At 68.6% G+C, this 21806-nt stretch carries 20 protein-coding genes, 1 tRNA gene and 1 pseudogene; 11 read left to right on the forward strand and 11 right to left on the reverse strand.

The features are described 5' to 3' along the window. Positions 1-555, reverse strand: a pseudogene (locus tag VFY73_RS10430) (diaminopimelate decarboxylase); the annotation flags it as partial. 80 nt (positions 556-635) lie between these two features. On the opposite strand from VFY73_RS10430, the gene VFY73_RS10435 reads away from it, so the two are divergent. The 4 genes from VFY73_RS10435 to VFY73_RS10450 all read left to right on the forward strand — a co-directional run bounded on the left by VFY73_RS10435 (position 636) and on the right by VFY73_RS10450 (position 6396). Next, positions 636-1580 carry a LysR family transcriptional regulator gene (locus VFY73_RS10435; protein WP_329718358.1) on the forward strand — a complete coding sequence of 315 codons (945 nt, stop codon included), beginning with the start codon at positions 636-638 and terminating at the stop codon, positions 1578-1580. A 142-nt stretch (positions 1581-1722) separates the two neighbouring features. Next, positions 1723-2421 (forward strand): lysoplasmalogenase, encoded by a 699-nt coding sequence (locus VFY73_RS10440; RefSeq protein ID WP_329718359.1) that lies wholly within the window; start codon positions 1723-1725, stop codon positions 2419-2421. Positions 2422-2647: 226 nt separating this feature from the next. After that, positions 2648-4387: a S8 family peptidase gene (locus VFY73_RS10445; RefSeq protein ID WP_329718361.1), complete on the forward strand. Its 1740-nt coding sequence runs from the start codon at positions 2648-2650 to the stop codon at positions 4385-4387. Positions 4388-4542: 155 nt separating this feature from the next. Continuing rightward, positions 4543-6396, forward strand: coding sequence for a S8 family peptidase (locus VFY73_RS10450; RefSeq protein WP_329718363.1), 1854 nt, complete (start codon positions 4543-4545; stop codon positions 6394-6396). Between the two features lie 126 nt (positions 6397-6522). On the opposite strand, the gene VFY73_RS10455 is transcribed toward VFY73_RS10450, so the two are convergent. The 5 genes from VFY73_RS10455 to VFY73_RS10475 all read right to left on the reverse strand — a co-directional run bounded on the left by VFY73_RS10455 (position 6523) and on the right by VFY73_RS10475 (position 10833). Then, positions 6523-7377, reverse strand: a complete 855-nt coding sequence (locus VFY73_RS10455; RefSeq protein WP_329718365.1) for a LytTR family DNA-binding domain-containing protein — start codon at positions 7375-7377, stop codon at positions 6523-6525. Between the two features lie 128 nt (positions 7378-7505). Further along, positions 7506-7988, reverse strand: coding sequence for a hypothetical protein (locus VFY73_RS10460; protein ID WP_329718367.1), 483 nt, complete (start codon positions 7986-7988; stop codon positions 7506-7508). Between the two features lie 20 nt (positions 7989-8008). Next, on the reverse strand, positions 8009-9499 hold the full coding sequence (locus VFY73_RS10465) for a histidine kinase (protein WP_329718369.1): 1491 nt from the start codon (positions 9497-9499) through the stop codon (positions 8009-8011). 159 nt (positions 9500-9658) lie between these two features. Then, complete coding sequence (locus VFY73_RS10470) at positions 9659-10717, reverse strand: septal ring lytic transglycosylase RlpA family protein (RefSeq protein ID WP_329718371.1); 1059 nt, start codon at positions 10715-10717, stop codon at positions 9659-9661. A gap of 40 nt (positions 10718-10757) precedes the next feature. Beyond that, positions 10758-10833, reverse strand: a tRNA-Arg gene (locus tag VFY73_RS10475). Between the two features lie 173 nt (positions 10834-11006). Between VFY73_RS10475 and VFY73_RS10480 the strand changes: the two genes are divergently transcribed. Further along, the gene (locus VFY73_RS10480) at positions 11007-11558 is read left to right on the forward strand and encodes a c-type cytochrome (protein WP_329718373.1); all 552 of its coding nucleotides are present in this window, start codon (positions 11007-11009) and stop codon (positions 11556-11558) included. 58 nt (positions 11559-11616) lie between these two features. On the opposite strand, the gene VFY73_RS10485 is transcribed toward VFY73_RS10480, so the two are convergent. The 4 genes from VFY73_RS10485 to purU all read right to left on the reverse strand — a co-directional run bounded on the left by VFY73_RS10485 (position 11617) and on the right by purU (position 14623). Next, complete coding sequence (locus VFY73_RS10485; RefSeq protein ID WP_329718375.1) at positions 11617-12159, reverse strand: DUF2946 family protein; 543 nt, start codon at positions 12157-12159, stop codon at positions 11617-11619. A gap of 136 nt (positions 12160-12295) precedes the next feature. Next, on the reverse strand, positions 12296-13264 hold the full coding sequence (locus VFY73_RS10490) for a YheT family hydrolase (RefSeq protein WP_329718377.1): 969 nt from the start codon (positions 13262-13264) through the stop codon (positions 12296-12298). Between the two features lie 11 nt (positions 13265-13275). Next, positions 13276-13719: a YybH family protein gene (locus VFY73_RS10495; protein ID WP_329718379.1), complete on the reverse strand. Its 444-nt coding sequence runs from the start codon at positions 13717-13719 to the stop codon at positions 13276-13278. 19 nt (positions 13720-13738) lie between these two features. After that, the gene (gene purU, locus VFY73_RS10500; protein WP_329718381.1) at positions 13739-14623 is read right to left on the reverse strand and encodes a formyltetrahydrofolate deformylase; all 885 of its coding nucleotides are present in this window, start codon (positions 14621-14623) and stop codon (positions 13739-13741) included. A 129-nt stretch (positions 14624-14752) separates the two neighbouring features. Here purU and VFY73_RS10505 point away from each other — a divergent pair, with 129 nt between their 5' ends. From VFY73_RS10505 to VFY73_RS10530, 6 genes are all read left to right on the forward strand, one after another. Beyond that, the gene (locus VFY73_RS10505) at positions 14753-15382 is read left to right on the forward strand and encodes a sigma-70 family RNA polymerase sigma factor (RefSeq protein WP_329718383.1); all 630 of its coding nucleotides are present in this window, start codon (positions 14753-14755) and stop codon (positions 15380-15382) included. A 58-nt stretch (positions 15383-15440) separates the two neighbouring features. Further along, entirely contained in the window at positions 15441-16202 is a 762-nt protein-coding gene (locus VFY73_RS10510; protein WP_329718385.1) for an anti-sigma factor, read from the forward strand. A gap of 143 nt (positions 16203-16345) precedes the next feature. Next, positions 16346-16975: an ANTAR domain-containing response regulator gene (locus VFY73_RS10515; RefSeq protein ID WP_329718387.1), complete on the forward strand. Its 630-nt coding sequence runs from the start codon at positions 16346-16348 to the stop codon at positions 16973-16975. A 264-nt stretch (positions 16976-17239) separates the two neighbouring features. After that, positions 17240-18508, forward strand: coding sequence for a CmpA/NrtA family ABC transporter substrate-binding protein (locus VFY73_RS10520; RefSeq protein WP_329718389.1), 1269 nt, complete (start codon positions 17240-17242; stop codon positions 18506-18508). Positions 18509-18545: 37 nt separating this feature from the next. Beyond that, a complete protein-coding gene (gene ntrB / locus VFY73_RS10525) occupies positions 18546-19451 on the forward strand; it encodes a nitrate ABC transporter permease (RefSeq protein WP_329718391.1) in 906 nt (301 codons plus the stop codon). 158 nt (positions 19452-19609) lie between these two features. Next, positions 19610-20410 (forward strand): ABC transporter ATP-binding protein, encoded by an 801-nt coding sequence (locus VFY73_RS10530; protein ID WP_329718393.1) that lies wholly within the window; start codon positions 19610-19612, stop codon positions 20408-20410. Between the two features lie 129 nt (positions 20411-20539). Here VFY73_RS10530 and VFY73_RS10535 read toward each other — a convergent pair whose 3' ends face one another. Next, positions 20540-21622: a hypothetical protein gene (locus VFY73_RS10535; protein ID WP_329718395.1), complete on the reverse strand. Its 1083-nt coding sequence runs from the start codon at positions 21620-21622 to the stop codon at positions 20540-20542. Positions 21623-21806 lie beyond the last annotated feature (184 nt).

Genomic DNA, 21806 nt, shown 5'->3' on the forward strand with positions numbered 1-21806 from the left:
GCCGATGTGCATGTGCATGCCCACCAGGCGCAGGCCATGCCGGCGCACGACCTCCAGCGCCTGCGGCAGGTCGGCGTGCCAGATGCCGTGCTTGCTGCTCTCGCCGCCGGTGTTGGTCTTGCGGCTGTGGCCGTGGCCGAAACCCGGGTTGATGCGCAGCCACACCGCATGGCCGGGCGACTGCCGGCCCAACTGGTCGAGCATGTCGATCGAGCCCGCGTTCACCGGGATGCGGTGTCGCACGACGGCGGCCAGCGTGGGGCGGTCGATCACGTCAGCCGTGAAGACGATCTCGTCGCGCTCGGTGCCTGCGACATAGCCGGCCGCCAACGCTCGCTCGATCTCGCCCAGCGACACCGCGTCGACGACCACGCCTTCGGCGCGCATCAGGCGCAGGATGTGGGTGTTCGAGCAGGCCTTCTGGGCGAAGCGCAGGGTGTCGAAACGGGCCAGCTCGGCGATGCGGCTGCGGATGGTGGCCGCGTCGTAGACCCACAGCGGTGTGCCGTGGGCCTGCGCGAGCGCGCTCAGGGTGGTGGGGGCGAAGGGCGACATGCACGTATGGTGGCGCAGTTCGTCGATTCGAAGAAGAACCGATTTGTCGATCATCCATCCATCGCTGATATGGTGTACCGATGCGCATCACGCACCGCCATGTCGACATCTTCCGCGCGCTGATGAACGCCGGCGGCGTGACCGCCGCAGCACAGGCGCTGAACACCTCGCAGCCCACGGTGAGCCGCGAGCTCGCCCGCCTGGAGCAGTTGCTCGGCCTGCGCCTGTTCGACCGCGTTCGCGGCCGCCTGCATCCGACCGCCCAGGCCTTCGCGCTGTACGAGGAGGTGCAGCGCTCGTACCTGGGGCTGGAGCGGATCGCGGCGACGGCCACGCAGCTGCGACAGTTCGCCCAGGGCCAGCTGTCGGTGGTCTGCCTGCCGGCGCTGTCGCACGGGTTGCTGTCGGGGGCCTGCACCCGCTTCCTGGCCCGGCACCCCGGCGTGGGCCTGACCATCACGCAGCAGGAATCGCCCTACCTCGAAGAATGGCTGGCAACGCAGCGCTGCGACCTCGGCCTGACCGAAAGCGAGGCGACGCCGGCCGGCACCGCGCAGCAGCTGTTGATCGAGATGAACGAGGTGGCGGTGCTGCCCGCGGGCCATGCGCTCGCGGCCAAGCGCCGGCTGAAGCCGAGCGACTTCGATGGCCAGGCCTTCGTCAGCCTGGCCCCCGGCGACCCGTATCGGCACATCATCGACAGCCTGTTCGAGCAGCATGGCGTGCAGCGCCACCAGGCGATCGAAACGCACAGCGCGGTGTCGGTTTGCGCGATGGTCAAACACGGTCTGGGGCTGGGCATCGTCAACCCGCTGACCGCGATGGAACAAGCCGGGCCGAAGCTGGTGCTGCGCCCGCTCACGGTGGCGATCCCCTTCCGGGTGAACCTGGTGCGGCCGCTGCATCGGCCCGCCAACCCGCTGGTGGACCGGCTGGTGGAGGCACTGCAGGAAGAGGCCGCGGCGCTACGGCGCGCCGGTGGCCGCCCGTCGGCCTCGCCTGACGCACCGGCCCCACCTGCCTGATGGCGGCCGCGCCGCCGCCCACGCTTTCACCGATGGTGCCCGGCCAGGACCCTGGCCACAGTCTGCCGCCATCGCGCGCGTCCGGCGTGTCGCCCGCTCGTCCTCTTCACCCGTTGTCGCAACCCGCCCTGCTGTCCAGACCATGACCCGACCCTCGCCCTCCCTGTTGCTGCCCGCCGCCGCCTTGTCTGCGGTGCTGTCGATCGCCGCCGACCTGCTGGGCTTTGCTCAGCTGTTCTTCGTGCTGAAACCGCTGACCACGCTGCTGCTCATCGGCTGGGCCTGGCCGCGTGGCGTGGCAGGTGGAACGGCGTACCGGCGCTGGCTGCGCGTCGGCCTGGTGCTGTCGCTGGCAGGCGACATCGCGCTGCTGTGGCCGCAATCCGGCTTTCTGCCCGGGCTGGTGTCGTTCCTGCTGGCCCATGTGGCCTACATCGTTGCATTCACCCGCGGGTGGCGCCTGGCCGCCAGACCGCTGCCTTTCGTCGCGTACGCACTGCTGGCCGGCGCGATCCTGTCGCAGCTGTGGCCGCACGTGCCCGCCGGGTTGCAGGCGCCGGTGTTGATCTATGTCGTCGCGCTGGCCTGCATGGCGGCGCAGGCCGCCACCGTCTGGCTGGCTGCACGCGGCGGGCCGCTCGAGCCCTGGGCGCGGCGCGCGGGCATCGGCGGCGCGCTGTTCATGGCCTCGGACGCGACGCTCGCAGTCAACAAGTTCGCCATGGCGCTGCCGCTGGCCAGCCTTTGGATCCTGTCGACCTACTGGCTGGCCCAAGCCTTCATCGCCGGGTCGTTGCGTTTCCCTCACAGCTCTCCTGCAGAAAAAGTTCCACACGAATGACGGGTAATCCCTGCCATTAACCGAGTTTGTTGAATATTGATGATGATCGACGAGGGTTAGCCGCATTCGTGACACAAAAACCTTGAGCTGATGATCGCGCCCGCCCTGATCGGGGCACCAGGCCGCAGCGCCACCCGCGCTGTCGGTCGGTCAAACCATCCACAGTGATCGAGGAGTGTTCATGAGTCTGATTGCACGCAGAGGTGTTGTTGCGTCTTGCTTGGCCATGGCTGCCGCTCTGGCCTGTTCCCCTGCCGCCATTGCGGGCGGCAACGCAACCGATGACCTCAATGCATTGCACGAGGCCATCACAGGCCACACGGATCGACTGATCATCAAATACAAGGCCGGCACTGCCGCCGCCGCCCACGCCGACACGCAAGCCATGGCGCGCGCCCACGAGGCGATCAACCGCGCTGGCGCCCAGATGCATTTCCTGCGCACCAATTCGATCGGTGCGCACGTGATGAAGCTGGACCGGCTGTTGACGGTGAGCGAGGTGCAGCAGCTGGCCAAGGCGGTGCGCCGGGCCGACGTCGACATCGAGTTCGTCGAACCCGACCGCCGCATGCACGCGCTGATGACGCCCAACGACACCAGCTACAACAGCCAGTGGCACTACTTCGAGACGACCGGCGGCCTGCGCGCCCCGGCGGCCTGGGACAAGTCGACCGGCAGCGGCGTCAAGGTCGCGGTGATCGACACCGGCTACCGGCCGCATGCCGACCTGGCGGCCAACATCGTCGGCGGCTACGACTTCATCGCCGACACCTGGACCGCCAATGACGGCGGCGGCCGCGATTCGAGCGCGCTGGACCCGGGCGACTGGATCTCGGCCAACGTCTGCGGCGGCACCCATGCGGCGCAGAACTCCAGCTGGCACGGCACCCACGTGGCCGGCACGATCGCCGCAGTGACCAACAACTCGAGCGGCGTCGCCGGTGTGGCCTTCAATGCCAAGGTGGTGCCGGCCCGCGTGCTGGGCCGCTGCGGTGGCTACACCTCGGACATCGCCGACGCGATCACCTGGACCTCGGGCGGCAGCGTCAGCGGCGTGCCGGCCAACACGAACGTCGCCAAGGTGATCAACATGTCGCTCGGCGGCCGCGGCAGCTGCGACTCGACGACCCAGTCGGCCATCAACGGCGCGCGCAACCGCGGCACCGTGGTCGTTGTCGCGGCGGGCAACTCGCAGGCCGACGCGTCGCTGTACAACCCGGCCAACTGCTCGGGCGTGATCACCGTGGCGGCCACCAACCGCAGCGGCGCGCGCGCCTGGTACTCGAACTACGGCTCGGTCGTCGACGTCGCGGCACCCGGTGGCGACACCAGCATCAGCGGCCACGGCGTCTACTCGACGCTGAACACCGGCACCTCGTCGCCCGGCTCCGACAGCTACGCCTACTACCAGGGCACGTCGATGGCGGCGCCGCACGTCGCGGCCGTCGTCGCGATGATGTTTGCCAAGAACAGCTCGCTGACGCCGGACCAGATCGAGACCAAGCTGAAGGGCTCGACCCGCAGCTTCCCCGGCAGCTGCTCGCAGTGCGGCACCGGCATCGTCGATGCCAGCGCGGCGATCGATGCGGCCGGCGGTGGCGGCAACGACGTGGCCGAGGTCGAGTCGAACAACTCGATGTCCACCGCGCAGACGATCAGCGTCAACCCGGCCAACGTGATCGGCACGATGGGCTCGTCGAGCGACACCGACTACTTCAAGGTGACCGTCGGCGCCGGCAAGACGCTCGGCGTGACGCTGGCGCCCAACGGCAGCTCGGACTACGACCTGTACATGTACAACTCGTCGGGCTCGCTACTCAACAGCAGCGAAAAGGGCACCGGCCAGGTCGACTCGTTCTCGCGCACCAACACCGGCAGCTCGTCGGTCACCTGGTACGTGCGGGTGTACTACTACTCGGGCAATACCGGCTCGAGCGGCACGTACACGCTGGGTTTGAACCAGTGACCGAAGCAGGCCGCCTGGGCAGCCTGCCAAATACTGCACAGTCGCCGATCCCGAAAGGCCGGAACTAGGCTCATTTCACCGGCCAATTGGTCGAAATGCTGAAGGCCCGAGGCACCCGCTTCGGGCCTTTTGCTTTGCCGCTTCCGGAGCCGTTGATGCGCGTCAGACCCGCTGCCCGCCTGCAGACCCGTGCCCTGAAGCACCACCCCGCCTGGCCGCTGGCCGCCGGCGTGCTGCTGCTGTCGGGCGCCGTGCTGGTCGCGCCGCGCGCCGAGGCTGCCGCCGTCGGTGGGCTGCAACGCGTCGTCGGAGAACCCGCCGAGCCATCGAACTGGGCGCCGCGCCCGCAAGCCGCCGAAGAGCTGACCGACCGGCTGATCGTGCGCTACCGCGGCGACAGCACCCGTCGCAGCGCCTTGCAAGCCGCGCCGCAGGCGACCATGCTCGCGACGCAGCGGTTGCAGGTGGCCGGGGTGCAGGTTCAGAAGGTGCATCGCAACGGCCAGGGCGCGCGGGTGCTGCACCTGAACCGTCCGCTGCCGACGCGCCAGCTCGAAGCGGTCGCCCGCCAGATCATGGCCGACGACGCGAACGTGCTGTATGCGGAGCCCGATCACAAGGTGCGCGCCTTCGCCACCGCAACCGACCCGCTCTACACCAGCCAGTGGCACTACTTCGAGGCCACCGGCGGCCTGAACCTGCCGAGCGCCTGGGACGTCTCGACCGGCTCCGGCGTCGTCGTCGCCGTCATCGACACCGGCGTGCGGGCCCACGCGGACCTCGCCGACAACCTGCTGTCGGGCTACGACTTCATCAGCACATCCTCCGTCGCGAACGACGGCGGCGGCCGCGACGCGGATGCCAACGACCCAGGCGACGGCTGCAACGGCGCCCGCTCCAGCTGGCACGGCACCCATGTGGCCGGTACGATCGCCGCCGTCACCAACAACGGCGAAGGCGGTGCCGGCGTTGCCTACGGCGCGAAGATCCTGCCGGTGCGGGTGCTCGGCTGCAGCGGCGGCTACACCTCGGACATCGCCGACGCGATGATCTGGGCCTCCGGCACCACGGTTGGCGCCGCGACGGCGCCCAGCCAGCCGGCGCGGGTGCTGAACCTGTCGCTGGGCGGCCGCCATTCGTGCTCCACCACCACGCAAAGCGCCATCAACCAGGCCCGGGCCAACGGCGCCGTGGTGGTCGTCGCGGCGGGCAACTCCAATGAGGACGCCAGCCGGCATTCGCCGGCGAACTGCGCCAACGTCGTGACGGTGGCCGCCACCGGCCGCACCGGCGGCCGCGCCTATTACTCGAACTACGGCACGAAGATCGACGTCGCGGCGCCCGGCGGCGACCAGAGCAGCGGCAGCGCCAACGGCGTGCTGTCAACGCTGAACGATGGCTACAGCACCCCCGGCAACGACAGCTACAGCTACTACCAGGGCACCTCGATGGCGACGCCGCACGTCGCCGGCGTCGCGGCGCTGATGCTCGCGCGCAACCCGTCGTTGACGCCGGACGAAGTCGAGGTGCTGCTGAAGACCACCGCGCGTCCGCTGCCGAGAACCTGCGCGGTGGGTTGCGGCAAGGGCATCGTCAGCGCGTCTGCCGCGGTGAACGCGGTGTTCGTCGGCGCGAGCGCGGCCAGCGATGGGGCCGAGACCGAGCCGAACAACACGCGCCTGCAGCCGCAGACCCTGGTGTCGTTCCCGGTCAAGCTGGCAGGCACGATCGGCAGCGGCACCGACATGGACGTCTTCAAGATCAATGTCGGCGTGGGTCAAACGCTCACCGCGCGCCTGATCGGCAACGTCGCCTCCAACTACAACCTCGAAATGCTGAACGGCACCGGCACGGTGATCCGCAGCAGCGTGCGCGGCGCCGGCATGGCCGACGTGGTCAGCTGGACCAACCCCAACGGCACCGCCGCCGATCGCTACGTGCGCGTCAAGCGCGTCTCCGGAACGACCGGCGTCAACGGCACCTACTCGCTCGAACTCACGCGGCCGTAAACAGTCCCCCGAAAACCCGGCCTGCGTCCGGCCCGCCTTGCACGGGCCGCGCCCAGGGGTCGAGAAACCCGGGAGCGGCCCTTCGTTTCTCGTCGGCATGGCGGGCGGCCCGAATCACCGCATCGATCACATCCCCTTGAACAGGTGCGTGTAGCTGCGGCTGACTTCGAGCTTCTGCGCGTTGCCCTTCACCGCGACGATCTGGCGACCGCGAAAGTCGCGCGTCACGGCGGCGATCGCGTTCACCGCGACCAGCGTCGAACGGTGGATCTGCCAGAAGCGCTCGGGGTCGAGCTCGTCGACGAGCTCCTTGATCGGCTTGCGGATCAGCGCCTCGACCTGCGGCGTCTGAACGCGCGTGTACTTCTCGTCGCTGATGAAGAACAGCACGTCGTCGACCGGGATCATCTGGATCGCCTGGCCGACAGTCGCCTGGATCCACTTGAGGTAGGCCGGCTTCGTGCCCCCCGAGGCAGCCAGCCGGTGCAGCAGCTGCTGGATCGGCAGGCCACCCGTCGACGCCGCCGAGGCCGGCTCGTCGCTGCTGTCGTCGTTGTTGCGCTTGGCCGCCAGCCGCCTGACGATGCGCTCGACCGTCAGCTTCAGCCGGTCGCGCTCGGCCGGCTTCAGGATGTAGTCGGTCGCGCCTTGCTCGAAGGCCTCGACCGCGTATTGGTCGTAGGCGGTGATGAAGACGATCTCGGGCAGCACGCCGTCGTCGCCGACGTCCATCTGCGCGATCTGCTTCGCCGCTTCGACGCCGGTCATGCCGGGCATGCGGATGTCCAGGAACACGACGTCGGGCCGGTGCTGCTCGACCAGCTCGACCGCCTCGGCGCCGTTTTTCGCTTCGGCGACGATCTGCAATTCGGGCCAGGCTTCGGTCAGGCGGGCGCGCAGCTGGTCTCGCATCAGCCGCTCGTCGTCGGCCAGCACGGCGCGCGGCGCGCCGGCAGTAGCTTCGCTGTTGGTATTGCTCATGACGACATCCTATGCTCACCCGAGCGCGCGACGCGCCACACGCCATCCGGTGGCGTGCGCGGATCCGGCTCCGCCGGTCCGCTGCGCGACCCCCTCGGGGGGCAGCGACCGGAAGGGAGCGTGGGGGCTCATTGCGCGAAAGGTGTCGAGTTGTCGGTGTGCTGGCCGATCACCGGCACGGGCGGCGGCGCGGCGGGTGCCGCCGGCGCGCCGGTGGTCTTCTTCTTCGGCCGCACGGCCCACCACAACAGCAGGCCCAGCAGGATCACCGGCGAGCCGACCACCGCGACGGCCAACGCCGCGCACAGCAAGGCGGCCACCACGCCCAAGGCCACCATCAGCAGCGGCAGCCCGACGCCGAACAGCAGCGCCAGCGGCACGACGATCACCACGATCACCATCGCCAACACGATGGCGCCAAAGGCCAGCCACGCATGGCCCGCCTCCAGTCCGCCCAGTTCGATCTGCTCGCCGTCGACCGTGATCAACAGATCCGGCGGCAGGTGGTTGAACATCGTGACCAGCGAAACGACGGTCACCAGGGCGATCGCCAGCGTGCCGATCAACAGCGCCCAGCCGAGCCAGCGCCAGGGGGAAGGTCTCGCATGCATCGTTCGTCTCCTCAGGGAAATCAAGCGTGGCCGTTGCCGTTGCCGTTACCCGGCGTGCTGACGGTCCGGTAGGGCACGGTGATGGTCACCACGGTCCCGCTGGGCTGGTTGGCCGTCACGGTCAGCATCGCCTTGTCGCCATACAGCAGTTGCAGGCGTTCGCGGATGTTGGCCAGGCCGACGCCGGTGCCGCTGGTGCCGCCGTTGCCGAAGCCGACGCCGGTGTCGGCCACCGTGACCTGCAGCTTGCCGTGCACGATCTCGGCCTTCACGCTCAACGAGCCGCCTTCGGGCTTGGGCTCCAGGCCATGGCGGATCGCGTTCTCGACCAGGGTCTGGATCATCATCGGCGGGAACTCGGCCGAGACCAGCCCTTCGGGCACGTCGATGTGGGCGACCAGGCGCTCTTCCATGCGCACCTTCAGGATCTCGACATAGGGCCGTACGACGGCCAGCTCGCGGCCCAGATCGCGCGGGCCACCGTCGGCGGTCTCGCGCATCGTCGGCATGCTGGCACGAAGCAGCGCGATCAGGTTTTTCTGCATCTGGCTGGCGCGAGCCGGATCGGTTTCGATCAGGTGGTCGATCGACGCCAGCGTGTTGAACAGGAAGTGCGGCTCGACCTGGGCCTGCATCGCGGCCATGCGGGCCTCGATGACCTGGCGGCGCAGCGACTCGGCCTCGGCCGTTTCGGTCGCCACCGCGGCCTTGTGCTCGGCCTGGATGCGTGCCTTGTAGGTCGCCTTCAGGATCGCCGACAGCAGGATCCACAGGATCGCCAGCTGTGGCAGGCTCTCGCCGTATTGCACGGTGCGGTGCGAGACGCGCGGGCCGATGTTCAGCGCTTCCTCGATGTCGTCGCGTGCCTGCTCGGCGTCGGCGCGGGCCTCCTTGGCGTCGGCGATCGCCTCGATCACCGCCTGGCGCGCTTCCATGATCGCTGCGCGAATTTCAGCCGAATCGGCGCCCTGCGGCACGGCGATGCGCACGTCCTGGTCGTCGGCATTGATCTCGACCACCGGCTCGCCGTTGACCTTGACGCTGAAGCCCGGGTTCGAGGCCGCCACGGAGGCCGCCGCCGAGGCGGCACCGGCCGCAGCGCGGGCCGCGGAAGCCGCGGCGCTGCGGGGGCTGATCCGCACGCCGCGGTGGTCGATCGAGATGTCCACGCCTTCGTCGCGGCCGTTGGGGTCGGGCGCCTCGATGTGCACGCCCGGGATGTCCACCTTGGCCGGCTTCTTCGGGCTTTCAGCGGGCTGCGGCGCCTTCGGCGGGCGGGGCGGGCGTTCCGGCGATTCGATCAGTGTCTCGGTGTAGGTCCAGGTGAACGGCGGCAGGTTCTGCAGGATGCTGGACGCGATCAGCAGCAGCAGAGACAGCAGGCCGAAGCGCCACCAGCTGATGCTGGCCAGCCATGAACCGTAGGCGTGAAAAGCACGGACGGCACCGCTGCTGAAGCTTTGCCAACGGCTGGCCCAGGGGCTTGTGGAGGTGGCGGTGAAACTGCTCATGGGGCGGGCGTTGGAAGGCGTGGTCGGGATGCGCGGGATGGCTCGATGGGACGCACTCTACGCAGACGCCGACAGCGCGCCAGCCCGGCGCGACACACGCCGACGCGGCGCGGACAGGCTGCACGAAGGCGCGACAGGCCGGAGTCGACCAGGGCGGCGTCAGCGCCGCTCGACGATCATCGGCACCAGCGCAAGTGCACCGCGGATCTTCTCCGCCGCCTCGCGGGCCTGGTCGCGCGATGCGTACGGGCCGGCCTGCAGCCGGAACAGCCCGCCTTCGGAGAACACCGTCAGCAGCGGGCTCAACCAGGCCAGCTCCTCGGTCAGGCGCTGCTGGAAGCCGTAGGCGCCGGCCCCCTGGCCGAAGGCACCCAGCTGCAGCCAGAAGCCGCTGGCAGCCGCGGTGTGGGCACGCGAGGTCGACGTCGCCTCAGGCACTGGCGGCACAGCCGCGGCGACCACGGCCGGGGCCGATGTGGGGCCGATTTCGCGCGCGGGCTCGGTCGCAGCGGCTGCCACCACGGGCGCCGGATCGGTCACCGCCGGCATCGGCTGCGCTGGAGCCTGGGTGCTGGTCGGCTCCGCAGGCGGCGGTGCTGGCGCAGGCGGCGGTGCTGGTGCGCGCGCCACGGTCGCACCCTTGCCAGCCAGACCGGCCCGGATGTCCTCGTAGGTGATGCGCTCGACCTCGACTGGCGCCACGCCGTTCTGCACGCCGAGCCGCACCGCCGCGGCGTACGACAGGTCGATCACCCGCCCACGCGCGAACGGCCCGCGGTCGTTGACCCGCACGATCACCTCGCGCCCGTTGGCGGGGTTGCGCACCCGGGCATAGCTCGGGATCGGCATGGTCTTGTGCGCCGCCGTCATCGCGTACATGTTGTAGGTCTCGCCGCTGGCCGTGCGGCGGCCGTGGAAACGGCGGCCATACCAGGAGGCCAGGCCTTTCTGGACCATCGGCTCGTCACCGGTCACTGGCGTGTAGCTCTGGCCCAGCACCTCGTAAGGCTTGTTCGGCCCGCCCGAACGGATGGGCTCGAGCTTGGGCTCGGCGTCCGGCACCTCGCGCACGTCCGGCGCATCGCTGCCAGGCAGCGGAGGGCCGTCGGCGCCGGACGGCAGGCGGCTGCCGCGAGAACCGGTCGAGGTGGTGGAGCAACCCGCCAACAACAGGGCCGCCAGAACGACAGCCGCACCGGCGACGCGCGTCAATGGCAACGCGTCACAGGCGGTGAGAAGGGGGAAGGAGAAGAGGCGATGGCGCGCCCGGCTGGGATCGAACCAGCGGCCCCTGGCTTCGGAGGCCAGTACTCTATCCACTGAGCTACGGGCGCCATGCATGGAAGAGTTGGGATTCTAGCAGTCGTGGTCGAGGGGCCTCGCCGCCCGCCGGACGACATGGGGCCGCTGGCTATAATTCGGCGGTTGTGCCGAGCGGTGCCCCGCCGCGCATCGACCAACGATTTCGCCCCTGCCCGCCGAATCCGGCCCAGCGACCGAGGAATTCATGAGCGACGCTCACCGCCACGCAGAAGAACACGCACACGACGGCCCGCACGAAGGTCCGATCAAGACGCCCAAGCAGCTGGTCTGGGCCGTGGCGGCCTCGTTCATCGTGCCGATCATCGTGATCATCATGCTGACGCAGTTCGTCGCCACCGGCGAGCAAGAAGCCGCCGGCACCAACGCACTGGAAGCCGAAGCGGTGGCCAAGCGCATTCAGCCAGTCAGCTCGGTCGAGGTCAAGGATGTGAACGACGTGGCCACGCTGAAGAACGGCGAGCAGGTCTACCAGGCCCAGTGCTCGGCCTGCCACGCCAGCGGCGCTGCCGGTGCACCGAAGTTCGGCGACGAAGCCGCGTGGGGCCCGCGCATCAAGCAGGGTTTCGAGACGCTGCTGAATTCGGCGCTGAAGGGCAAGGGCAGCATGGGCGCGCAAGGCGGCGGCGACTTCTCCGACCTGGAGATCGCCCGCGCGGTGGTCTACATGGCCAACAAGGGCGGTGCCAAGTTCGACGAGCCGAAGGCTCCGGCCGCAGCAGCCAGCGCGGCTCAGTAAGCGCCTCGCCGATCCCGCATGACAAGCCGCCTTCGGGCGGCTTGGTCGTTTCTGGAACTCAGTCTTGGCGCTGGCCTGCAGCTGGACTCAGCGTGTAGCCGAAACGCTGCGGCATCTGCGCGAACGGCAGCTCGTCGTAGCGCCAATGGCCAGCCTCGATCGCATCGGCACCGAGCGCCGCGTCCAGCGTGTGCACGAGGCCGAAGCCAATGTCGCTGTCGGCGAACAAGCGTCCGCCATCGTCGAGCCACGCGCTGCGAAAGGCCGCGCGGCGGCCGGTGTGGGTGCTGAGCGCCGGCGCCGCACCGGGCACCGCGGTCAGCCGCCAGACCCATGGTGCGGCCTCCAGTTCGACGTACACGCGCTGCGGCCCGTTCTGAAAGAACCAGCAACCGGCCTCGTCGGCCTCGTAGTTGCGGCCGATGAACTCCTGCAGCTTGTCGTGCAGGATGCGGCTGCCCTTGGGCGTCGGGAACGCCCCGGCGGCCTGGATGCGGTCATCGCGCATGTACCAGTCGCCGCGCGCATCGAGCGCGAGCCAGTTGTAGCAATGCGGCACGTTCGGCCATTTGGCCAGCGCCGCTTTGACAATGTCGTCCATTGGACCCCCACGCCCCCTTCCGGGGGCTGCCCCCCGAGGGGGCTCGCGCAGCGGACCGGCCAAGCCGGATCCGCGCACGCCACTTGATGAAAGGCAGCGCTGCGCGCGCCTTGGCATTTCCGAGCGACGTCGCACGTTATCTCGTGCGAAGCCAGTCGACGACCGACGCTGGCATGGCCCGGACATGGCCAGGGGGAAAGCGGCCGGCCGGGAAGCCGACGTGCCCACCATGCGGCGGCTGCCACAGCGTCACGTACCGGCCGACCTCGTGCACACCGGGCAAGCTGGCCGCAGGCACGAACGGGTCGTTGCGCGCGTTCAGGACCAGCGCCGGCACGCGGATGTGCTCGAGCCACGGCTTGGCCGATGCGCGGCGCCAGTAGTCGTCGGTGTTGCGAAAGCCGTGCAGCGGCGCGGTGAACAGGTTGTCGAACTCGTACAGGTCGCGCGCCGCGGCCAGGCGCTCGCGGTCGAACAGGCCCGGGTGCTGGGCCCACTTGGCCAGCGCCTTCGGCTTCATCGAGCGCAGGAACATGCGGGTGTAGACCTGCCGGTTGAAGCCGCGGCCGATCGCGTGGCCCCCGGCGGCCAGGTCGATCGGTGAGCACACCGCGGCCACCGCGCGCGCGGTCGCGCCGGCCGTCTCGCCGGCTTCTTCGGACCAGCGCAGCAGCGCATTGCCGCCCAGCGACACCCCCACCGCGTGCAACGGCTGGCCGGCGCGTTCACGCAGCCGCGCGAGCATCCAGCCAATCTCCTCGTAGTCGCCCGAGTGGTAGGCCCGCGGCGCGAGGTTCAGCTCGCCGGAGCAACCGCGGAAATGCGGCACGGCGTAGTTCCAGCCCAGCGCCTGGGCAACATCGGCAAAGGCCTCGGCATAGTGGCTGCGCGACGAGCCCTCGAGGCCATGGAACAGCACCAGCCACGGCGCGCCGCGCTGGCGCGAAAAGCAGAAGTCGACGTCGATGAAATCGCCGTCCGGCGTGGTCCAGCGCTCACGCTGATAGATCGGGTGCGGCCCCTGCACCCGCCGGCCGTACAACGCCGGCCAGATCGTCTGCAGATGGCCGCCCGGCAACCAGCGCGGCGCGCGGAACTGGCGCATTCGACAGCGGCTCAGTGAAGGACGGAAGGCGCCTCGACCAGCTCCGGCGGCTCTTGCGCGGTACCCGGGCTGGCGTGGTGGGTCACCATGCGCCAGCCTTGCGCCGTCTTCAGGTAGACATTGGTCGCCATCACCCAGCCGGTGCGCGCGCCTTCCGAGGTGGCCAATGCAACGCGCTCGACCACGCTGTGCATCGCCGCGCTCAGCGCATGCACGCGGCGCACCTTCTCTGGCTGTACATGGACGGCCCCGTTGGCGAACACCGCCTCGAAAGCCGCGCGAACCGCGGCCGGGCCGACCAGGCGCGGACCGCCCGGGTGGATGCAGACCACCTCTTCGTCATCGGCCCAGACGGCCATCAGCTTGTCGATGTCCGCCTCGCGCAGTGCTTCGTAGAACTGGTTCTCGACATCGTCGGGTGATGCGAGCAGGGTGGCCTTGGGCACTTGCGACATGGCGGATGGTGCGGTGGGTTCAGCGGAACACGACCGTCTTGTGCCCGTTCATCAGCACGCGACGCTCGACATGCCAACGCACGGCGCGGGCCAGCACCACGCACTCGACATCGCGGCCGACGGCGGTCAGGTCTTCGGCCGACAGCGAATGGTCGACCCGCTCGACGTCCTGCTCGATGATCGGCCCCTCGTCGAGGTCGGCGGTGACGTAGTGCGCGGTGGCGCCGATCAGCTTCACACCGCGCGCATGGGCCTGGTAGTAGGGCTTGGCCCCCTTGAAGCTGGGCAAAAAGCTATGGTGGATGTTGATCGCCCGGCCCGCCAGGCGTTGGCAGAACTCGGGACTGAGGATCTGCATGTAGCGCGCCAGCACCACCAGGTCGATCCGCTCGGCCTCGATCAAGGCCTCGATGCGCTGCTCCTGGTCGCGCTTGGTGGCCACATCGGCCCCATTGGGCAGCGGCAGGTGGTGAAAGGCAATGCCGTAGCTCTCGGCCAGCGCGGCGTAGGTCGTGTGGTTGGACACGATGGCCGGCACGTCGACCGCCAGTTGCCCGCTCTTCCAGCGGTACAGCAGGTCGTTCAGGCAGTGGCCATGCTGGCTGACCATCAGCAGCACGCGCGGGCGCTGGTCCACCGCATGGAAGGTGGCAGCCATGCCGAACTGCTGGCGCACGTGGCCGAACAGCTTGTCCAGCGTGGCCACTTCGGCCAAATGCTCGGGTGCTTCGAAATGCACCCGCATGAAGAAGAAACCGGTCGCATCCTCGCCCTGAAGATCGCCGAACTGCTGCGAATCGATGATGTTGCAGCCGGCCTGGTACAGCAGGCCCGAGACGTTGTGGACGATGCCCTTGGTGTCGCGGCAAGCCAGCGTGAGGACGAATTCTTGCGGTCTGGGCATGGTGGATCACGATTGTACGGATCGGGGTTCTCCCCCACGATCAGCGGACATCGCGTTGGCATCCAACTGGCGGCGGCTGGCGTATGCCTGGATCAAACCTTCTTTGGTGCACTCCTAGAATTTCTGCAGATGGCCACTTCCGCCTCATCATCCGCCCAGCGCGCCGACGCCCTGGGTGCGCTGCTCGCGCGCGTCTCGTTGGGCGATCGTGCGGCTTTTGCCACGCTTTACCAGCAGACGGCCGCGCATCTGTTGGGCGTCATTCTCCGTATCAACACAGACCGGGCCCAAGCCGAGGACCTGTTGCAGGAGATATTCGTGAAGATCTGGGGCGCCGCCGGCAGCTTCGACGCACAGCGGGCACAGCCGATGACCTGGCTGACCAGCATCGCGCGCCACCGCGCGATCGACAGCCTGCGCCGCAGGCAAACCGAGCCGCAGTGGGTGACGGCTCGGCCGTCACTGGACGACGGTGAAGACGACGACGTGCTGGACCAGATGCCGAGCGAAGCCGCCGGCCCGATGGAGCTGCTGGGCCAGGCGGTGCAGGCACGCGCGGTCGGTGTCTGCATGAAGGGTTTGTCGGGCGAGCAGCAGCAGACGCTGGCGCTGGCCTTCTATCAGGGGCTGTCGCATTCCGAGGTCGCCGAACAGCTGCGCCAGCCGCTGGGCACGGTGAAAAGCTGGGTCCGGCGCGGCCTGCTGTCGCTGCGCGCCTGCCTGGAGCGGGCCGGCGCGATCGACGCGGTAGGAGCCTGAACATGACCCGCCACACTCACTTCGTTCATTGCCCGCTTGGCCCGGCAAGGGGCCTTTCATGCCCCCTGGGGCATTCAACGCCCTGCGGGCGGCCGGGCGGGCATTGATGGACTACTCCCGCGCGCCCCTCGCCGATCGCCTCGCGGCCGAATTCGTGCTCGGCACGTTGCGGGGCCCCGCCCGCCGGCGCTTCGACAACCTGCTGCCGGCGCATCCGGCCTTGCGCGCGGCCGTGGCGCGCTGGCAGGACGCGCTGGTGCCGCTGGCGGCCAGCGTGAAGCCGGTCGCGCCGTCGCCGCGGGTCTGGAAAGGCATCGAAGAGCGCCTGTTCGCCGAACGCCGCGCCGCCACCGACACGCCGCCGGTGCCGCAACGCTGGTGGCAAACCGTGCTGCCCTGGCGCGCCGCCACCGGCTTCGCCACCGCTGCCGCGCTGGTGTTGGGCGTGGCGCTGACGATCCCGAAGCCCGCCCAACCGCCGGTGCTGGTGGTGCTGGCGCCGTCTGATGCAGCGGCCGGCGCAGCGCTGCAAAACGCAAAGTTCGTCGCCAGCGTCAGCGCCGACGGGCGCGGCTTGGTGCTGCGGCCGGTCGATGCGCTGACGATGGACCCGCAGCGCGCGCTCGAACTCTGGGCCGTGCCAGGCCAGGGCGCGCCACGCTCGCTGGGCCTGGTGGCTGCCGATGGCGCGACCAAGGTGATCCGCACCGAGCTGCTGCGCGACACCGCCGCCTTCGCGGTCAGCCTGGAGCCAGCCGGCGGCTCGCCCACCGGCGCCCCCACCGGCCCGATCATCTCGGTCGGCAAGCTAGAAACTTAGGCGCGCGCAGCGCCGCCGCTCATCAAGTGGCGTGCGCGGATCCGGCTTGGCCGGTCCGCTGCGCGAGCCCCCTCGGGGGCAGCCCGCCTGAGCGGGCGTTGGGGGCTTGAACTGCCAGGTGCGCAACTTGCATCAGTCTGCGCGTGAGCGCCCCTGAACTCCGCCTGGCCGTCATCACCTTGTCGGCCCACGTGCCCGACCTGGCCGACCAGGACGGCTGGGACGAAGCACTGCGCCTGCGCGCCCTGGTGCACGGCCTGAGGGTCGGCGGTTACCAGATCGCCGGTGTGCTGGGCGCCGATGCGCTGTTGCCCGACAAGCTGGCGGCGCTGGCGCCCGACGTGCTGATCGTCGATGCCGAAAGCGGTGCGCGCGACGCGATCGAGCACGTGGTCTGGGCGACGCGCGACGCGCCGCGGCCGATCGTGCTGTTCACCGAAGAGCACGACCCCGCCCATATGCGCGAGGCGGTGGCCGCCGGCGTCGTGGCCTATGTGGTCGCCGGGCTCGCGCCCGAGCGCGTGCGACCGGTGATCGATGTGGCGATCGCCCGCTTCGAGCACGAGCAAAACCTGCGCGGCGAACTGGCCCGCGCGAAAGGGCAGCTCGCCGAACGCGTGGTCGTCGACCGCGCGAAAGCCTTGCTGATGCAGCGCCACAGCCTGCCCGAGCCGCAGGCCTATGCGCGCCTGCGCAAGACGGCGATGAACCAGGGCCTGACGATCCACGAGGTCGCGCGAAGGCTGCTGGAGCTGGCGGATCTTTTCACCTGAGCTTCACTGCACCGGTGTGCCCGCGTTTGGTGCGGCGCACCAGCGCGGACCCCGGCGGTGGTGCAAGCGCAGCGGCTGCCGACGCTCCCGCCCGGCAACACAGGTTGGCACAGCGATTGCGTAGATCAGGCCGTGGCCCAACGAAGGGTCACGCGATCTGGTTGCACTGACTTCCTAGGTTTTTTGGACAAAGGCGTCCGCCGGCTGGCCCGCAAGGGTCTTGCCGTCGGGCGCCTCTTTTTTTGCCTTTTTCGAGGACCGCCGATGCACGCCCCTGCCCCCGTCACTCTCAGTGCCACCCAGACCGACCTGAGTCGCCGCCGCGTGCTGCAAGCAGCCTCGGCGGTGGCCGTGGGCGCGGCCGCCGGCCTGCCATCGACACGCGCCTGGGGCCAAGGCTCGGACAAGCCCGAGAAAGAGGAAGTGCGCATCGGCTTCATCCCGCTGACCGATTGCGCCTCGGTCGTGATGGCCTCGGTACTCGGCTTCGACAAGAAGTACGGCATCAAGATCATCCCGACCAAGGAGGCCTCGTGGGCCGGCGTGCGCGACAAGCTGGTCAACGGCGAGCTCGACATGGCGCATGTGCTGTGGGGCCTGGTCTACGGCGTGCACCTGGGCGTGTCGGGACCGAAGAAGGACATGGCCGTCCTGATGAACCTGAACCACAACGGCCAGGCCATCACGCTGTCGAAGAAACTGGCCGACAAGGGTGCGGTCGACGGCCCGTCACTGGCCAAGCTGATGGCCACCGACAAGCGCGACTACACCTTTGCGCAGACCTTTCCGACCGGCACCCACGCGATGTGGCTGTATTACTGGCTCGCGACCTACGGCATCAACCCGATGAAGGACGCGAAGATCATCACCGTTCCGCCGCCGCAGATGGTGGCCAACATGCGCGTGGGCAACATGGACGGCTACTGCGTCGGCGAGCCCTGGGGCCACCGGGCGATCATGGACGGCATCGGCATCACCGTCACGACGACCCAGGACATCTGGAAGGACCACCCCGAGAAGGCGCTGGGCACGACGGGCGAGTTCGCCAAGAAGTACCCCAACACCTGCCGCGCGGCGATCATGGCCATCCTCGAGGCCAGCCGCTGGATCGACGCGAGCCTGCAGAACAAGCTGAAGATGGCTGAAACCGTGGCCGACAAGGCCTACGTCAACACCAGCGTCGACGCGATCAACCAGCGCATCCTCGGGCGCTACCAGAACGGCCTGGGCAAGACGTGGGACGACCCGAACCACATGAAGTTCTTCAACGACGGGCAGGTGACCTTCCCGTACCTGTCCGACGGCATGTGGTTCCTGACCCAGCACAAGCGCTGGGGCCTGCTGAAGGAGCACCCGGATTACCTCGGCGTTGCCAAGCAGATCAACCAGGTCGAACTCTACAAGCAGGCCGCGTCGGCACTGAAGGTCAGCGTGCCGAAGGACCCGATGCGCAGCTCGAAGATGGTCGACGGCGTGGTCTGGGACGGCAAGGAGCCCGCCAAGTACGCCGACGGCTTCAAGGTCCACGCCTGAGGCGCCGCCCCGCTCATCCGCCCCACCGGAGAACACCATGGTCAGTGCAGTGTTTCATTCCCCATTGAGCGCCGCCGCCGAGCCGGCCGCCGCACCCGTGCCCGCACGCGTCGCACCCGCCGCCACGCCAGCCGCCGCAGCCCCAACCGCCCCCCGCACCCAGCGCGCGCCGTTCGACTGGCGCGGCCTGTGGCTGAAGGTCTTGCCGCCGGTGCTGGGCCTGGCGCTGCTGGTCGGCATCTGGGCGTTGCTGACGCAAAAGGGCGGCTCGTTTCCCACACCGCGTGCCACCTTCGATGCCGCCGTCACGCTGTTTGCCGACCCGTTCTACCGCAACGGCCCCAACGACCAGGGCATAGGCTGGAACATCCTGTTCTCGCTCGAACGCGTCGGCCTGGGCTTCGGCCTCGCGGCGCTGGTCGGCATCCCGCTCGGCTTCATCATCGGCCGCTTCGAGTTCGCGTCACGCATGGTCAGCCCGCTGATCAGCCTGCTCAAACCCGTGTCGCCGCTGGCCTGGCTGCCGATCGGCCTGCTGGTGTTCAAGAGCGCGAACCCGGCAGCGATCTGGACGATCTTCATCTGCTCGATCTGGCCGATGGTCGTCAACACCGCGGTCGGCGTGCAGCGGGTGCCGGTGGACTACCTCAACGTCGCGAAGGTGCTGAACCTGTCGGAGTGGAAGGTGATCACGAAGATCCTGCTGCCCGCGGTGCTGCCCTACATGCTGACCGGCGTGCGGTTGTCGGTGGGCACCGCGTGGTTGGTGATCGTCGCGGCCGAGATGCTGACCGGCGGCGTAGGCATCGGCTTCTGGGTTTGGGACGAGTGGAACAACCTGAACGTGCAGCACATCATCATCGCGATCTTCACGATCGGCATCGTCGGGCTGCTGCTCGAACAGGCGCTGATGGCCGTGGCCAAACGCTTCTCGTTCGAGTGATAGGAGGTCAACGTGAAACTACTCAACTCTCAGCGGGCCGAGCGCCGGGCCGCTCCCAAGCCGGCCGCGAGCTGGCGCGATTTGTCCACTGGACAAATCACGTCCACGCTCGCCCCCTCGGGGGATCGGTCGATGTACTCATCGAACGAGGGGCTCCAATGAGTGCCTTCATCGACATCCACGCCGCCGACGTCACGTTCCAGACCGCCAAGGGCCCGTTCCAGGCGCTGCGCGACATCCACCTGAAGGTCGAGCGCGGCGAGTTCGTCACGCTGATCGGCCACTCGGGCTGCGGCAAGTCGACGCTGCTGAACCTGATCGCCGGGCTGCAAAAGCCCACCGGTGGCGCACTGCTGTGCGACAACCGCGAGATCACCGCACCGGGCCCTGAGCGCGCGGTCGTGTTCCAGAACCACTCACTGCTGCCGTGGCTCTCATGCTTCGACAACGTCTACCTCGCCGTCGAGCGCGTCTTCGGCGGCGGTGAGCCCAAAGCGAAGCTGAAGCTGCGCACACAGGCCGCGCTCGAGCTGGTCGGCATGGGCCATGCGACCCACAAGCGGCCGCACGAGATCTCGGGCGGGATGAAGCAGCGCGTCGGCATTGCACGTGCGCTGGCGATGGAGCCGAAGGTGCTGCTGATGGACGAGCCCTTCGGTGCGCTCGACGCGCTGACCCGCGCGAAGCTCCAGGACGAGCTGCTGAAGATCGTCGCGCGCACACGCAGCACCGTCGTGATGGTGACGCACGATGTCGATGAGGCGGTGCTGCTGTCCGACCGCATCGTGATGATGACCAACGGCCCGTCGGCGACGATTGGCGAGATCCTGAAAGTCGAACTGCCCCGGCCGCGCGACCGCGTCGCGCTGGCCGAGGATGCGACCTACGTGCACGCACGCAAGGCGGTCATTGACTTCCTCTACACGCGCCACGCGCACGTCGAGGCGGTCGCCGCCTAGCGTCCTGTCCCGTAAGTAACTGTCATTGCGACGGGCCGCAATGGGGATGATCGTGAGGCGACAAGCTCAGCGCGAACGGTTGGTAGTACATCTTCGCGGAGGCCCGCCAGACGGCGGGCATCGAGCAGCTCACTGACAGCTGTTGGTGAGCTTGCCGTACAGCGTGTTCAGATCCAGCTGCGAAGGAAAGCCCGCTGGCACGTGGCCCGAGTAGAAGCCGGCATTGCGCAGCTTGGTCAGGTACGGGTGGTAGAGGTACTGCTGGCTGAAGTTGCCGGTGTTGCCGAAGTAGTGCGAGAACAGGTGCGCCGGGTCGAGCGCGAACTCGCCGCGGTAGCTGGCGCCGTCGTTGCCGTCGTCCCAGCCCCAGGGCGTGTTGGCCGAGTTGCTGCTGCAGCTCTTCAGCCCCGCGCCGCAGCCGCCGCTCTCGTCGCCGCGGAAGGTGCCCCAGCCCGCGAAGGTCAGCGCCTGTGCCGGTGGCTGCAGCGCGTCGTTGATCGCCAGGTCGAACAGGCCGCCGGCCTGCTGGATGTCGACGAGGCGGTACAGCACGCGGCGGTCATTGCCTGAGCGCGGCGTTGTCGGCTCGTCCAGCGTCGGGTAGTAGACGAGGCCGTCCTGGTTCGGCGAACCGTTGAAGTCCGAGGTGTACGGCCACGCCTTCAAGCCGTGGCCCTTGGCCTCCTGCACCGTCTTCATCCGGCTGATGCCGTTGTCGACTTCGAACGAGACCTTGCCGTCGATCGTCTCGTGGCCCTTGGTGTAGGGGCTGCCGGTGGGCGTGAACGAATAGAAGTCGCTGTGGAAGACCGTGATCATCCCTTCGAGCCTGCCGTAGGCGGACCCGTCCTTGCGCACCGCGACGATCGCGCCTTCGAGGTCGTTCTCGTGCTCCTGGTCGAAGATGATGTCGGCCCAGTCGCGCGGGTGGTAGAAGCCGTAGGTGATGAAGTAGTGGCTGCAGCTTTCGACCACCGAGTAGTACACCGTCGCCGGCCACAGGCCATTGCCGCGGTTGTCCCAGTTGTTGGTCGTGATGGGATCGTGGTCATAGTCGAACGCGGTGATGTAGTCCGACGGGTAGTCGCTCGAGTCGCTGTCCTGGTAGTGCACCGGTGCATGGTGGTAGGCCAGCTCGGCCGGGGTCAGGGCCCAGGCCGAAGTGCCGAAGGCCAGGCCACCGCAGAGTCCCACGATCGCTTTCTTCCACATGGTTCGTCTCCTCGTTGAAGCCGTTGGAACAAAGGCCGGGAGGCTAGGCACGCGCGGTGTCGATGCGATGACAACAGACCAAGGGAAGCGGCACACCGACGACACAGCCAGCACGACCGGCGGCGATGTTAGGAGCGATGTCGGTGTGGTGGTGCGATGCAATGGCGCCTGTGGGGTCAAGACC

It is taken from the genome of Ideonella sp., assembly GCF_036277275.1.
Lineage (GTDB): Bacteria > Pseudomonadota > Gammaproteobacteria > Burkholderiales > Burkholderiaceae_C > Ideonella.

Coding starts and splice junctions, on each gene's coding strand:
- VFY73_RS10440 (WP_329718359.1), top strand. CDS start 1,723: ATGACCCGACCCTCGCCCTCCCTGTTGCTGCCCGCCGCCGCCTTGTCT.
- VFY73_RS10480 (WP_329718373.1), top strand. CDS start 11,007: ATGAGCGACGCTCACCGCCACGCAGAAGAACACGCACACGACGGCCCG.
- VFY73_RS10510 (WP_329718385.1), top strand. CDS start 15,441: ATGCCCCCTGGGGCATTCAACGCCCTGCGGGCGGCCGGGCGGGCATTG.
- VFY73_RS10490 (WP_329718377.1), bottom strand. CDS start 13,264: ATGCGCCAGTTCCGCGCGCCGCGCTGGTTGCCGGGCGGCCATCTGCAG.
- VFY73_RS10435 (WP_329718358.1), top strand. CDS start 636: ATGCGCATCACGCACCGCCATGTCGACATCTTCCGCGCGCTGATGAAC.
- VFY73_RS10520 (WP_329718389.1), top strand. CDS start 17,240: ATGCACGCCCCTGCCCCCGTCACTCTCAGTGCCACCCAGACCGACCTG.
- VFY73_RS10465 (WP_329718369.1), bottom strand. CDS start 9,499: ATGAGCAGTTTCACCGCCACCTCCACAAGCCCCTGGGCCAGCCGTTGG.
- VFY73_RS10530 (WP_329718393.1), top strand. CDS start 19,610: ATGAGTGCCTTCATCGACATCCACGCCGCCGACGTCACGTTCCAGACC.
- VFY73_RS10535 (WP_329718395.1), bottom strand. CDS start 21,622: ATGTGGAAGAAAGCGATCGTGGGACTCTGCGGTGGCCTGGCCTTCGGC.
- VFY73_RS10460 (WP_329718367.1), bottom strand. CDS start 7,988: ATGCATGCGAGACCTTCCCCCTGGCGCTGGCTCGGCTGGGCGCTGTTG.
- VFY73_RS10445 (WP_329718361.1), top strand. CDS start 2,648: ATGGCTGCCGCTCTGGCCTGTTCCCCTGCCGCCATTGCGGGCGGCAAC.
- ntrB (WP_329718391.1), top strand. CDS start 18,546: ATGGTCAGTGCAGTGTTTCATTCCCCATTGAGCGCCGCCGCCGAGCCG.
- purU (WP_329718381.1), bottom strand. CDS start 14,623: ATGCCCAGACCGCAAGAATTCGTCCTCACGCTGGCTTGCCGCGACACC.
- VFY73_RS10450 (WP_329718363.1), top strand. CDS start 4,543: ATGCGCGTCAGACCCGCTGCCCGCCTGCAGACCCGTGCCCTGAAGCAC.
- VFY73_RS10485 (WP_329718375.1), bottom strand. CDS start 12,159: ATGGACGACATTGTCAAAGCGGCGCTGGCCAAATGGCCGAACGTGCCG.
- VFY73_RS10495 (WP_329718379.1), bottom strand. CDS start 13,719: ATGTCGCAAGTGCCCAAGGCCACCCTGCTCGCATCACCCGACGATGTC.
- VFY73_RS10455 (WP_329718365.1), bottom strand. CDS start 7,377: ATGAGCAATACCAACAGCGAAGCTACTGCCGGCGCGCCGCGCGCCGTG.
- VFY73_RS10505 (WP_329718383.1), top strand. CDS start 14,753: ATGGCCACTTCCGCCTCATCATCCGCCCAGCGCGCCGACGCCCTGGGT.